Source organism: Mesorhizobium sp. P2_C7, from assembly GCF_056404515.1.
On record NZ_JBFUDW010000005.1, the window covers coordinates 38,612 to 51,734 of the forward strand.

Consider the following 13,123-nt stretch of genomic DNA (forward strand, 5'->3'; position numbering starts at 1 on the left):
ACTTTTCTTGTCTTGGCGCAGGGTCTTGTCGCAAAACCATGTGACCCTTTTGCGGAACCTGCCTAGCCGAAATAGGCTTTGGCGAGGCTGTTGTAGAGGCCGCCGATTTCATAGGCGAGATCGTCCAGCGCCTTGGCCGTCATGTCCGAAGGCTCCTTGATGGCGATCTGGGTGTTGAGTTGCAGGATCTCCTTGGCCGCCGGCGACATGTGCCCCTCGCCGCCGAGCGACGGCAACAGGCCGATCTCTGCCTTCAGCCTTTCGAGCTGGAACAGGATGGAGCGCGGATTGAGCGGGTCGAGCGCCAGGAGATCGACCACCGTGCGCCGGCCGGCCTGCACCGGATATTGCCGGCGGTGGGTCATCACGCTGTCGCCGATCTCCAGCATCATGTCGAGCGCGCCGTCCGGCGCCTTGGCGCCGGTCAGCCGGGACAGCGTGCGGGCGATCTGGATGCCGCGCTCCAGCCGCCGGCCGATCTCGAGGAAACGCCAACCGGCGAAGCGGTACATGTTCTCATGCAGCAGGCCGGAGAAGCCGGCGAGCTTGCGCAGGATGACCGTCATGGCCCGTGTCGCGTCGTCGCCGGGCGCCACCGTGGTTGCGAACTGATGGATGGTCTTCGACAGATCCTTGAGCGCCAGCCAGCCATCGGGTGAGAACCGGTCGCGGATCTGCCCGGCGCTGTAGACGGCGCTATCCAGCGTGCCGATCAGTCCCGACGGGATCGCCGTCTCGACGTCGATGCCGAAAGGTTCGAGATAATCCCTGATGTCGGCAAGCAGCGGCATGTCCGGATCGGAGGTCTCGGCGAGCCGCACATGATAGGCGCGCAGGATGCGCACCGTGTCTTCCGAGCGTTCGATGTAGCGGCCGAGCCAGGTCAGGTTTTCCGCTGCCCGGCTGGGCAGGCTGCCCGGCCTGGTGCGGATGAAGCTGTCGCCTTCTTGCGGCAGCAGCGTCTCGCGCTCCACCGGTCTGTCGCTGACCACCCAGACGTCCGCCGCCTGGCCGCCACGCTGCATGGCGATCGCCGTCGGATCGAGCGACAGGCCGACGCGGGCAAAACCGCCCGGCATCACCGTCCAGCCCTCGGGCGTGCGCGCCAGATAGACGCGCAGGCTCGCCGGCCGTGGCTCCAGCCAGCCGCCGACAAAGACCGGTGTCGTCGAAAGCGTCACCGCTTCCTGGCCGACGAAGGCGCCGCCTTCACCTTCGATGCGCGCCACCAGCTCAGCCCGCTCCCCGGCGGAAAGCGCCGAGCCGAGCTTCGTCTGGTTGTCATCCTCGAAGGCAAGCCGTGTCGATAGCGCCGGACCGATCACCATGCGGTCGATATTGGCCAGCACATGCGCGCGTTCCGTCGCCTGCCCGCACCACCACGTCGCGACGCTCGGCAGCAGCAATTCCTCGCCCCGCAAGGCGCGCGAGATCTTGGGCAGGAAGGCGAGCAGCGCGCGTGTTTCCATCAGGCCGGAGCCAAGCGCGTTGACGGTCGCAACCGCGCCCTGGCGGATCGCCTCGACAAGGCCTGGCGTGCCGATCTGCGAATCCGGGCGCAGTTCGAGCGGATCGGCGAAGGCAGCGTCGAGCCGCCGCCACAGCACGCTGATCGGCATCAGGCCGGAGACCGTGCGCACCATCAGCCTGCCGCCGGAGACGGTCAGATCCTCGCCTTCGAGCAGCATGATACCGAGATAGCGGGCGATATAGGCGTGTTCGTAATAGGTTTCGTTGAGCGGCCCCGGCGTCAGGATGGCGACACGGCCGTCGGTTTCCTTGGCCATGCCGATCAACGCATCGCGAAAACGGCGGAAGAAGCCGGCAAGGCGGTGCACATGCATCTCGCCGTAGATATCGGACAGCGCGCGTGTGGTGGCGACACGGTTCTCCAGCGCAAAGCCGGCGCCAGATGGCGCCTGGGTGCGGTCGCCCAGCACCCACCATTGGCCATCGGGCCCGCGGCCGAGTTCGAACGCGCAGAAATGCAGGAAATGCCCGCCAGCCGGCCTGGTGCCGACCACTGGCCGCAAATATTCCGGGCTGGCGGCGATCAGCCCCGCCGGCAGGATGCCCTTTTCGACCAGCCGGTTCGGCCCGTAGATGTCCGCAATCGTCTCTTCGAACAGTTCGGCGCGCTGCACCAGGCCGGCGCTGATCGCGGCCCACTCGCTGTCCTCGATAAGCAGGGGAATATGCGCCAGCGGCCATTCGCGCTCATTGGCGCCGGCCTTGTCATAGACGCGGTAATAGACGCCGGCGTCGCGCAGATACTGGTCGGCGCGCGCGAAGCGCTGGCCAAGCTTTTCAGCCCCAAGTTCGTCGAGCGCCTCGATGAAGTGCTTCCAGACCGGACGGGGAGTGCCTGACGCATCGACCATCTCGTCGACGACGCCGTCGATCGGCTGGTAGTGCTCCAGCAGGCTGTGGATCTGCGGCTTGCCGCGTACCCTTTTGTGATTCCCCTTTGCCATCGTTGATCAGAGTCTTGCCGGCCGCCGAAGGTCAAGCGTCATCGGGAAATCTTCCGCCGGTTGTTCCTCACGCAGCACATAGAAGGACGGCGTATGGCCGCGCGGTTCGAAGCGGGCGAGCCGCCGTGCCTCCGCCTCGTTGCCGTTGACCGGGAAGGTGTCGTAGTTGCGCCCGCCCGGATGCGCGACATGGTAGACGCAGCCGCCGACCGCGCGGCCCGACCAGCGGTCATAGATGTCGAACACCAGCGGCGTGTTGACCGGCAGCGCCGGATGCAGTCCCGAAGCCGGCTGCCACGCCTTGAAGCGGACGCCCGCCACCGCCACTTCGCGGTTGTCGGTGACCTTCATCGGCACGATGCGGCCGTTGCAGACCACCGCATGACGCTCGGGGTTCAGCCCCTCGGTCTTGACCTGCAGCCGTTCGACAGAGGAATCGACGAAGCGCACGGTGCCGCCGATCGCCCCTTGCTCGCCCATTACGTGCCAAGGCTCGAGCGCCTGCCGCAGCTCCAGCTTGATGCCGGCATGCTGGACCTCGCCGCAGAACGGGAAGCGGAATTCGAGCTGGGCATCGAACCATTCCGGACGGAACTCGAAGCCGCTGAGCTTGAGATCGTCGAGCACGTCGAGAAAATCCGCCCAGACATGGTGCGGCAGCATGAAACGATCATGCAGCGAGGTGCCCCAGCGCACGAAGCGGCCGTCGAGCGGGTTTTTCCACGCGCGGGCAATAATGGCACGGACCAAGAGCTGCTGCGCCAGGCTCATGCGCGCATTGGGCGGCATCTCGAAGCCACGGAACTCGACCAGGCCGAGCCGACCGGTCGGCCCGTCCGGCGAAAACAGCTTGTCGATGCAGATTTCCGAGCGGTGCGTATTGCCGGTGACATCGGTCAACAGGTTGCGGAACAGCCGGTCGACCAGCCACGGCAAAGGTGCGGCGCCCCGGTCGGGATGCGGTACCTGCGCCATTGCGATCTCGAGCTCATAGAGCGAGTCGTGACGCGCCTCGTCGAAGCGCGGCGCCTGGCTGGTCGGGCCGATGAACAGGCCGGAGAACAGGTAGGACAGCGACGGATGCCGCTGCCACTGCAGCACGAGGCTCTTCAACAAATCGGGCCGGCGCAGGAACGGGCTGTCATTGGGTGTCGCGCCGCCGACCACGACATGATTGCCGCCGCCGGTGCCGGTGTGGCGTCCGTCGATCATGAACTTGTCGGCGCCAAGCCGGGTCTGCCGCGCTTCCTCGTAGATCGCTGTCGTCGTCGCCACGCATTCCTGCCAGTTGGCGGCAGGATGGATGTTGACTTCGATGACGCCGGGATCGGGTGCGACGCGGATGACGTTGAGGCGCGGATCGTGCGGCGGGCCATAGCCTTCGATATGCACCGGCAGGCCGATGGTCCGCGCTGCATTCTCGGCAGCCGCCACCAGTTCAAGATAGTCTTCGAGCGCCTCGACCGGCGGCATGAACACGCAGAGCCGACCGTCGCGCGGCTCGACCGAGAGTGCGGTGCGCACCGCGCCGCCGATCTCGGTGATTTCCTGCTCGACCCGGTCCTGTTGGCCGCTTGCCGCGGTGAACGACACCGCCTGCTGGCGGCGCGCCATTTCATCGGCGCCTTCGAGTTCGGCCGGAGCCGCTACCGGCAGGATCGCCTCGCGCGCCGGCAGCGGCCCGCGCGGCAGCGACGGATCGACCGGCACGATGTAGGGGAACTGTGCCGGCGGCACATAGGGAAGCGTACCGAGCGGCAAGCGATAGCCGACGGGTGAATCGCCCGGCACCAGGAACAGCCGGCCGCGCCGCGTCTTCCACTTTTCCGAACGCCAGCGCGGTCCCGACGCCTGGCTGTTCCAGCGCTGCACCGGCAGTACATAGCCGGACGGCTTGGTCAGCCCGCGTTCGAAGACTTTCGCCATGCGGCTGCGCTCTTCCGGATCCTCCAGCTTGGAGTTGGAGGGATCGACATTGTCCGGCAGCTTGCCTTCCTTGAGCAACCACTCGGCCGGATCCTCATAGGCTTCGCTGACCATGGATTTTTCGATGCCGAGTTCGCCGGCAATCGCGGTCAGCAGGCTTTCGGCCTGTTTGGGCCCGACATCGGCCGCGCTCTTTTCGCGCGCGATCAGCGACGGGTCGCTCCACACCGGCTCACCATCGGCGCGCCAGTACAGCGAGAAGGTCCAGCGCGGCAGGCTCTCGCCCGGATACCATTTGCCTTGGCCGTAGTGGAGAAAGCCGCCCGGCGCGAAGCGCTCGCGCAACCGTCGGATCAGCGCATCGGCCTTCTCACGCTTGGTCGGTCCGACGGCGGCGGTGTTCCACTCTGCGGATTCGAAATCGTCGATCGAGACGAAGGTCGGCTCGCCGCCCATCGTCAGCCGCACGTCACCTTCCGCAAGTGCTGCATCGACCTTGTTGCCAAGTGCATCGAGCGCCTGCCAGCTTTCATCCGAGAACGGCTTGGTGATGCGCGGATGTTCGGCGATGCGGTCGACCCGCATCTCGAAGCCGAAGTCGACATTGGCAAAGCTCGCCATGCCGGAAATCGGCGCTGCATTGCGGAAATGCGGCGTGGCGGCCAGCGGCACATGGCTCTCGCCGGTGAGCAGGCCGGAGGTCGGATCGAAGCCGATCCAGCCGGCGCCGGGAAGATAGACCTCGCACCAGGCATGCAGATCGGTGAAGTCTATCGCCGTTCCCGGCGGTCCGTCCAATGCGACGAGATCCGGCTTGAGCTGGATCAGATAGCCGGAGACAAAGCGAGCGGCGATGCCGAGATTGCGCAAGATCTGCACCAGCAGCCAGCTTGAATCGCGGCACGAGCCTTTTTTCGCGGCCAGCGTCTCTTCCGGCGAGAACACACCGGTCTCCATGCGCACGATATAGGCGATTTCGCGCTGCAGCCGGGCATTGAGATCGACGAGGAAATTGACGGTGTTCTTTGCGCTGCGGTCGATGGTCCCAAGCAAGGCCGAAAGCAGCGGACCTGCCGGCTCCGGCGTGCGGTAGATGGCGAGATCGTCGCGGATCTCTTCCGGGTACTCGAACGGAAACGCCTCGGCCGATGGCTCGACGAAGAAATCGAACGGATTGTAGACAGTCATGTCGGCGACGAGATCGACCTCGATCTTCAGTTCCGTCACCGGCTCGGGAAAAACGAAACGGGCGAGGAAGTTGCCGTAGGGGTCCTGCTGCAGATTGACGAAGTGGTTCGCCGGTTCGACCTTCAGCGAATGGCTCAACACCTTGGTGCGGGAATGCGGCGCCGGCTGCAGCCTGATGATCTGCGGCCCGAGAACCACCGGCCGGTCATATTTGTAATGGGTAAGATGGTAGACAGCTGCCAGAATTGCCATGGGGCCCCGGAATTCAGCGTTTCAAACGAATTCGCTGAACCCTGACACAAATGGCGGCCATTCTCCAAGCAGAGATGTTGCGGTGCACCTAATTTAAGCAGGTGTGCCGGCTTAGAAAAACGCCTGCAGGCCCGTCTGCGCCCTTCCCAGGATCAATGCATGCACGTCATGCGTGCCTTCATAGGTGTTGACCGTCTCCAGGTTCTGCGCGTGGCGCATGACGTGGTAGCCGATCTGGATGCCGTTGCCGCCATGCATGTCGCGGGCCTGGCGGGCGATGTCGAGCGCCTTGCCGCAATTGTTGCGCTTGACGATCGAGATCATTTCCGGAGCCATCTTGCCTTCATCCAGCAACCGTCCGACGCGCAGGCTGGCCTGCAATCCAAGCGCGATCTCGGTCTGCATGTCGGCGAGCTTCTTCTGGTAAAGCTGCGTGCCGGCCAGCGGCTTGCCGAACTGCTTGCGGTCGAGGCCGTACTGGCGGGCGCGATGCCAGCAATCTTCTGCGGCACCCATCGAGCCCCAGGAAATGCCGAAGCGGGCGCGATTGAGGCAGCCGAACGGGCCTTTCAGTCCGGAAACATTGGGCAGCAGCGCGTCCTCGCCGACCTCGACGCCTTCCATCACCACCTCGCCGGTGATCGAAGCCCGCAGCGACAGCTTGCCGCCGATCTTCGGCGCCGAAAGCCCCTTCATGCCCTTTTCCAGCACGAAGCCGCGGATCTGGTTGTCATGCGCCGATGATTTCGCCCAGACAACGAACACATCGGCGACCGGCGAGTTGGAAATCCACATCTTCGAGCCGGAGAGCCTGTAGCCATTGGCGGTCTTCTCGGCGCGCGTCTTCATGCCGCCCGGATCGGAGCCGGCATCCGGCTCGGTCAGGCCGAAACAGCCGATCCATTCTCCGCTGGCAAGCTTGGGCAGGTACTTCTTGCGCTGCTCATCCGAGCCATAGGCGTAGATCGGATACATCACCAGCGAGGACTGCACGCTCATCATCGAGCGGTAACCCGAGTCGACACGTTCGACTTCCCGCGCCACCAGCCCGTAGGTCACGTAGTTGGCGCCAAGCCCGCCAAACTCCTCGGGAATGGTGATGCCGAGCAGGCCGGCGTCGCCCATTTCGCGAAAGATCGCCGTGTCGAACGTCTCGTTGAGATAGGCGTCCTCGATCCGCGGCGCGAGCTTGTCAGCGGCGAAGGCCGCGGCACCATCGCGCACCATGCGCTCGTCTTCCGAAAGCTGGTCCTCGATCAGGAACGGGTCTTCCCAGACGAATGCATTCTTGTCGGCGGCCATGGCTCTCTCCCAACTGATGCAGGTCGCCCAAAAGTGTCAGCGGTTTTGGCATGACGACATGCATGAAGCAAAATCTTGGCCCGGCTTATCGACCCGCGGCCTGAAAAAATCAAACGAAATTGCTTCACCGATCAATGAGCGTTAGTAATGGATCATGAGTGTCCAGCGCCGCCTTCTACCCAACACAAGTGCCCTTGCCGCCTTCGAGGCGGTGGCCCGCCTCGGCAGTTTCACCGCCGCCGCCCAGGAACTCGACCTGACCCAGGGCGCGGTCAGCCGGCAGATCAGGCTGCTGGAAGATCAGTTCGGCCGCCGGCTGTTCGAACGCGACAGCCGCAATGTCAGGCTGTCGACGGCAGGCGAAATCTATGCCGACGCGGTACGGTCGGCGCTTGGCCAATTGCGTGACGCCGCCCTTGGATTGATGAGCAATCGGCATAGTGGCATCCTGAACCTTGCCATCTTGCCGACCTTCGGCACGCGCTGGCTGATGCCGATGATCCCCGATTTCGTCGAAAAAAATCCCGATATCACCATCAACTTCGTCACCCGCGTCGGCCGCTTCGACTTCGCCCGCGAGCGGCTGGATGCCGCCATCCACTACGGCCTGCCGGACTGGCCGGAGGCTGACTCGACGCTCTTGGTACGCGAAACGGTGGCACCGGTCGTGTCGCCCGAGTTCCTCGCCGGCCGCGCCATCGCCGCACCGGCCGATATCGGCCGCTTGCCGCTGCTGCACATGGCGACGCGCCCCGGCGCCTGGACCGAATGGTTCGAACACCAGGGCCTGAGCGCGCCGACCGGACCGGGCATGCAGTTCGAACAGTTCGGCACCGCCGCCCAAGCCTGCATGGCGGGGCTCGGCGTAGCGTTGCTACCGCTGATCCTCATCGCCGGCGAATTGCAGCGCGGCCAGCTGGTGCCGGCGCCCGGCCAGCCGATGCAAAGCCGCAGCGCCTACCATCTCGTCGTCCCGCACGACAAGCGCGGCCACCCGCCGGTCGCCAGCTTTCGCGACTGGCTGCTCAATCACCTGACCAGGTAATTACTTCCGCTTCAGCGCATCGGCCAACGCTGCGCCGAACGCCCCTTGCTGCGCGGGCCGTTCCGGCTGGCGCTGCGGCGCAGGCGAACGCGGCGCTGGCCTGCCGCCGCCAGTGTCGCGCGGCCCGCTGCGCGATGCACCACCTTCTCCGCCATCCCTGCGCATGGAAAGGGCGATGCGCTTGCGCTTGATGTCGACATCGACGACGCGCACCTTGACCACATCACCAGCCTTGACCACCTCATGCGCGTCCTTGATGAAACGGTCGGCCAGCTGCGAGACATGCACCAGCCCGTCCTGATGCACGCCGATATCGACGAACGCACCGAAGGCGGCGACATTGGTGACGGTGCCTTCCAGCAGCATACCGGGCTTCAAATCCTTGATATCGTCGATGCCGTCGGCGAAGGTCGCGGTCTTGAAACCGGGGCGCGGATCGCGGCCAGGCTTTTCCAGCTCCGCCAGGATGTCGCGCACCGTCGGCAAGCCGAAACGCTCATCGACGAAGACACGCGGATCGAGTGCCTTGAGCACGGCACTGTCGCCCATCAGCGAGCGCACGTCGCGGCCGCAGGCGGCGACGATCTTCTTGGCCACGCCATAGGCTTCCGGATGGACTGACGAGGCATCGAGCGGCTCGCTGCCATTGGCGATGCGCAGGAAACCGGCGGATTGTTCGAACGCGCGAGGTCCAAGGCGGGGCACCTTGAGCAGATCCTTGCGGCTGGCAAAGGGTCCGGTCGCATCGCGATGCGCGACGATAGCGTCGGCCAGCGATGCGCCAAGGCCCGAAACGCGCGCCAGCAGCGGCGCCGAAGCGGTGTTGAGATCGACGCCTACGGCGTTGACCGCATCCTCGACCACCGCTTCCAGCGAGCGGCCAAGCCGGTACTGGTCGACATCGTGCTGGTACTGGCCGACGCCGATCGACTTGGGCTCGATCTTGACCAGTTCGGCCAGTGGATCCTGCAGGCGCCGGGCGATCGAGACGGCACCGCGCAGCGACACGTCGAGACCGGGAAATTCCGCCGCCGCCGTCGCCGATGCCGAATACACCGAGGCGCCCGCCTCGCTGACGATCACCTTGAGCGGCTTAGGCCCGCCATCCGCCGGCATATCGGACAGCATGTCGGCCACCAGCTTTTCGGTTTCGCGGCTGCCGGTGCCATTGCCGATCGAGATCAGCTCGACCTTGTGCAGGCGAACGAGTTTGGCCAGCTCCGCCTGCGTGCCGCGCACATCGTTCCGGGGTGGAAACGGATAGACGGTCGCCGTCGCCAGCACCTTGCCGGTGCCGTCGACCACCGCCACCTTGACGCCGGTGCGGATGCCGGGGTCGAGCCCCATCGTGGCGCGCGAGCCGGCGGGGGCGGCAAGCAGCAGATCCTTCAGGTTGCGGGCAAAGACATGGATCGCTTCCTCTTCCGCCCGCTCGCGCAGGTCGCGCATCAGGTCGAGCGTCAGGTGCAGCGACAGTTTTATCCGCCAAGTCCAGCCCGCCACCTCCATCAGCCAACGGTCGCCCGGCAGGCTGCCGCCGATGGCATAGGCGTTGGCGATCATGCGCTCGACCGGCTTCACCGGCGACGTGTCATCGGCATCGACCTCGATGTCGAGCGACAGCACCTCTTCATTGCGGCCGCGCAGCATCGCCAGCGCGCGATGGCTTGGCACGGTCGACCAGCGCTCGACATGGTCGAAATAGTCCGAGAATTTCGCGCCGGCCTCCTGCTTGCCGTCGACCACCCGGGCGCGCATGAAGGCGCGTTCCTTCATGTAGGTCCGTAATTTGCCGACCAGGTCGGCATTCTCGGCGAACTGTTCCGACAGGATGTCGCGCGCGCCCTCGAGTGCCGCCTTGGCGTCGGCCACCTCATCGGTCAAATAGGTCAGCGCCAGTTCGGCCGGGACCAGCGACCGGTCGGCGAGGACGGCTTCGGCCAGCGGCCCCAGCCCGCGCTCCCTGGCGATTTCGGCCTTGGTCCGGCGCTTCGGCTTGTAGGGAAGGTAGATGTCTTCCAGCTCCGCCTTGGTGGTGGCGGCGACGATCTTGCCTTCAAGCTCGTCGGTCAGCTTGCCCTGCTCGCGGATGGAACCAAGGATCGTGTCGCGGCGCGCGTCGAGCTCGCGCAGATAGGCGAGACGCTCCGAAAGCAGGCGCAGCTGCGTGTCGTCCAGCCCGCCTGTCACCTCCTTGCGATAGCGGGCCACGAATGGCACCGTCGCGCCCTCGTCGAGCAGTTCGATCGCCGCGGCGGCCTGTTCGGGCCGCGCGGTGATCTCGGCCGCGATGATGGCTGCGATACGCTTGATGTCGGATGCCATGTCGTTCCTGCTCTCGTCGAAAAGAGCGGCGACCATAGGCGCAGACGTTCAGTCCGCCAACCGCCGCGTTTTCATCAGCCCGGCGGGTCCACAGGAAAGCGCGCGGCAATTGGCGGGTAGGAGATTAGACCATCCGGCTCATCGCCTCGAAGAAGGCAACGATCTCGATATCGAGCGGATCGTCGACCGGCACCGGCTGCGACGACATCTTGGCGATCACCACTTCGGTCCTGGGATCGACATAGAGCCACTGGCCGTGGATGCCGATGCCGCAATAGGCGCCGCCCGGCAGGTCCGTCTGGTACCATTTGTTGCGATACCGGCCCTTGGGGAACAGCGGCAGCATCGCGCCACGCTGCCAGGCTTCCGAACTGCCGCCGGTGGCAATCGTATCGCGCACCCATGCCTCCGGCACGACGCGGCGGCCATTGGCCGTGCCGCCTTGCCGCATCATCTCGCCGACGCGCGCCAGGTCGCGCGGCGTCACCGAAATGCCGCCGGCAGTGCGCGCCGTGCCTTCCATGTCGACACCGATCGAGGCTTCGTTGACGGCGCCGAGCGGCAGCCACAGTTTCTCGCGCATCAGGTCGGTGAAGCGCTGGCCCGAGGCACGTTCGAGCAGGATGCCGAGCAGGTCGGAATTGGGCGAGCGGTAGCGGAAGGTCTGGCCATGCGGCTCGGCAAGGCGCTGCAAGGTCAGGATGAATTCGCGCAGGCTTTCCGTGCCGCCGCCCGGATTCCACAGCGTCGCCCGGCGATAGCGGGCAAAGGCGCTTTCCGGATCGAGATAGGCCTCTTCGAAGTCGAGGCTGACGCTCATGTCGAGCACATGCCGAACGCTCGCGTCGGCATAGGCCGAGCCGGCGGCCTCCCGAATGTAATGCGTCACCGGCGCTTCCGGATCGAACAAGCCCTCGCCTTCCAATATGCCGGCGACAATGGCGGTCAGCGACTTGCTGATCGAAAAGATGATGTGGCGGGCGCCGAAATCCATATGCGGCGCGAACCAGTCGCCGACGACCGTGCCGCCCTTCATCACCGTCAGCGCGTCGGTGTTCGAGCGTGCGAGAAAATCAGCCACCGTCTCGGGCGCGCCGGCGATCGTGACCTTGTTGCCCAGCAGGCCGCTGATATCCCGCACCGGCGCCTCGACACCACCCGGGGCGGCGGCCACGGGCGCAGTCGGTACCAACTCGCCGAGATTCTGGAACGACCAGCGGTTGAACGGGTTCTCGCGCCAGTTGGCGAGCAGCACCTCATTGCGGCGGAAGCCGTAGCGGATCTCGAACGCGGTCTTGCCGGCCATGGCGTTTCCTTCCGGATTTCTTTGGGTTTCTAGGGGCTGTTTCGAAAGTCGCTCGGCGATGGCCGCTGGAGTGGGTTTCCAAACAGCTTCTCAGTCGAGTGCCGCGGCGATGGCGTGCACGGCCTTCACGGTCGCCACCGAATAGGCGACATTGCTGAAATCCGGATAGGTCGAAAGCTTCACCACGACCATGCTTGTGTTCCAGTCGATGTGGATCATCTGGCCGAACACCCCCCGGCACATCAGCGCGCGCGAGCGCGGATCCTCGATCCAGAACTGATTGCGGTAGCTGCCTTCGGGCAGACTGGGATTGAAGTCCGGCCCGTGCCTGCCGTTGCGCGTCGCCTCGATCCAGTCGGCCGGCACCACGCCGCCGCCATTGTCGAGGATCAGTTGGCCGAACCGGCCATAGTCGCGCAGCGTCGCGTTGAAGCCGCCATCGGCGACCGCATAGCCGGCACTGTCGACGGTGAAACAGGCGCTTTCATCAGCGCCGAGCTTTTGCCAGAGTTCTTCCGAAACCAGTTGCGGCAGACGCTTGCCTGTCATCCGCTCCATGATGAAGGCGAGCACATCGGTCTCGATCGAGCGATATTCGAAGGCCGCGCCATGCGGGCGGATCGTTTCCGTGAGGCCGAGGATCAGCTCGAACATATGCGAGGGCCAGCGAAAGGCCGGATCGCTGTCCGGCGGCACCGGTTTCCAGCCGGTCGCGACATCGACCTGGCCGATGTCCGAATAGCGGTCGGTATATTCCTCGGAAAAACGCACCCCGCTGGTCATGTCGAGTACATGCTGGACACTGGCTCCCGCCCAGCCGGTGACGCTCAGTTCCGGCAGGTAGTCCGTCACCGGCCTGGCCGGATCGATCAGGCCGCGCCCGACCAGTATGCCGAAAACCGAGCCGGTGACCGACTTGGCCATCGACTGCGACAGGTGCAGCGACCGCTCGCCCATGCCGTTGAAATAGCGCTCATAGGCTATCCTGCCGTCCTTCAGCACCAGGAAGCCGTCCGTATAGGTCTCGTCGAGCAATCCGGCGAGCGTCGTCGGCTGGCCCGTGCTGTCCTCGACCGCCTGTCCGTCGAGATCGACTTCGGCGCGTTCGAAGCGATGGCGATGGCCATTGCCGCGCCAGACTTCGGCGGTCGGCAGAATTTCCCTGATGTGCTGGAACGCCCAGCGGTTCCATGGCGGCCGGTCCCAGTCGAGCTTCGGTGGCATCATGGCGGGCGGCGAGCCCTGCATGATCGGCGGTCGCGGATCGCTGTTGCGATAGGAGTCCATGAAAAGCTATTCCCGGAA

General features: G+C 65.1%; 7 protein-coding genes. 1 reads left to right on the top strand and 6 read right to left on the bottom strand.

Annotated elements, in window-relative coordinates:
* Positions 1 to 62 precede the first annotated feature (62 nt).
* The 3 genes from AC1D2G_RS12055 to AC1D2G_RS12065 all read right to left on the bottom strand — a co-directional run bounded on the left by AC1D2G_RS12055 (position 63) and on the right by AC1D2G_RS12065 (position 7,142).
* Positions 63 to 2,474: a circularly permuted type 2 ATP-grasp protein gene (locus tag AC1D2G_RS12055; protein ID WP_457153363.1), complete on the bottom strand. Its 2,412-nt coding sequence runs from the start codon at positions 2,472 to 2,474 to the stop codon at positions 63 to 65.
* A gap of 6 nt (positions 2,475 to 2,480) precedes the next feature.
* Positions 2,481 to 5,840 (bottom strand): transglutaminase family protein, encoded by a 3,360-nt coding sequence (locus tag AC1D2G_RS12060; protein WP_477414172.1) that lies wholly within the window; start codon positions 5,838 to 5,840, stop codon positions 2,481 to 2,483.
* Between the two features lie 111 nt (positions 5,841 to 5,951).
* Positions 5,952 to 7,142, bottom strand: coding sequence for an acyl-CoA dehydrogenase (locus AC1D2G_RS12065; RefSeq protein WP_477414174.1), 1,191 nt, complete (start codon positions 7,140 to 7,142; stop codon positions 5,952 to 5,954).
* A 154-nt stretch (positions 7,143 to 7,296) separates the two neighbouring features.
* Between AC1D2G_RS12065 and AC1D2G_RS12070 the strand changes: the two genes are divergently transcribed.
* The gene (locus AC1D2G_RS12070) at positions 7,297 to 8,187 is read left to right on the top strand and encodes a LysR family transcriptional regulator (RefSeq protein ID WP_477414176.1); all 891 of its coding nucleotides are present in this window, start codon (positions 7,297 to 7,299) and stop codon (positions 8,185 to 8,187) included.
* On the opposite strand, the gene AC1D2G_RS12075 is transcribed toward AC1D2G_RS12070, so the two are convergent.
* The 3 genes from AC1D2G_RS12075 to AC1D2G_RS12085 all read right to left on the bottom strand — a co-directional run bounded on the left by AC1D2G_RS12075 (position 8,188) and on the right by AC1D2G_RS12085 (position 13,105).
* On the bottom strand, positions 8,188 to 10,512 hold the full coding sequence (locus tag AC1D2G_RS12075; RefSeq protein WP_477414178.1) for a Tex family protein: 2,325 nt from the start codon (positions 10,510 to 10,512) through the stop codon (positions 8,188 to 8,190).
* 124 nt (positions 10,513 to 10,636) lie between these two features.
* Positions 10,637 to 11,818 carry a serine hydrolase domain-containing protein gene (locus tag AC1D2G_RS12080; protein ID WP_477414180.1) on the bottom strand — a complete coding sequence of 394 codons (1,182 nt, stop codon included), beginning with the start codon at positions 11,816 to 11,818 and terminating at the stop codon, positions 10,637 to 10,639.
* Between the two features lie 90 nt (positions 11,819 to 11,908).
* Positions 11,909 to 13,105, bottom strand: coding sequence for a serine hydrolase domain-containing protein (locus AC1D2G_RS12085; protein ID WP_477414182.1), 1,197 nt, complete (start codon positions 13,103 to 13,105; stop codon positions 11,909 to 11,911).
* Positions 13,106 to 13,123 lie beyond the last annotated feature (18 nt).

Excerpts from the sequence above, each read along its gene's own strand:
- AC1D2G_RS12070 (WP_477414176.1), top strand. The coding sequence starts at position 7,297 with ATGAGTGTCCAGCGCCGCCTTCTACCCAACACAAGTGCCCTTGCCGCC.
- AC1D2G_RS12055 (WP_457153363.1), bottom strand. The coding sequence starts at position 2,474 with ATGGCAAAGGGGAATCACAAAAGGGTACGCGGCAAGCCGCAGATCCAC.
- AC1D2G_RS12060 (WP_477414172.1), bottom strand. The coding sequence starts at position 5,840 with ATGGCAATTCTGGCAGCTGTCTACCATCTTACCCATTACAAATATGAC.
- AC1D2G_RS12075 (WP_477414178.1), bottom strand. The coding sequence starts at position 10,512 with ATGGCATCCGACATCAAGCGTATCGCAGCCATCATCGCGGCCGAGATC.
- AC1D2G_RS12085 (WP_477414182.1), bottom strand. The coding sequence starts at position 13,105 with ATGGACTCCTATCGCAACAGCGATCCGCGACCGCCGATCATGCAGGGC.
- AC1D2G_RS12080 (WP_477414180.1), bottom strand. The coding sequence starts at position 11,818 with ATGGCCGGCAAGACCGCGTTCGAGATCCGCTACGGCTTCCGCCGCAAT.
- AC1D2G_RS12065 (WP_477414174.1), bottom strand. The coding sequence starts at position 7,142 with ATGGCCGCCGACAAGAATGCATTCGTCTGGGAAGACCCGTTCCTGATC.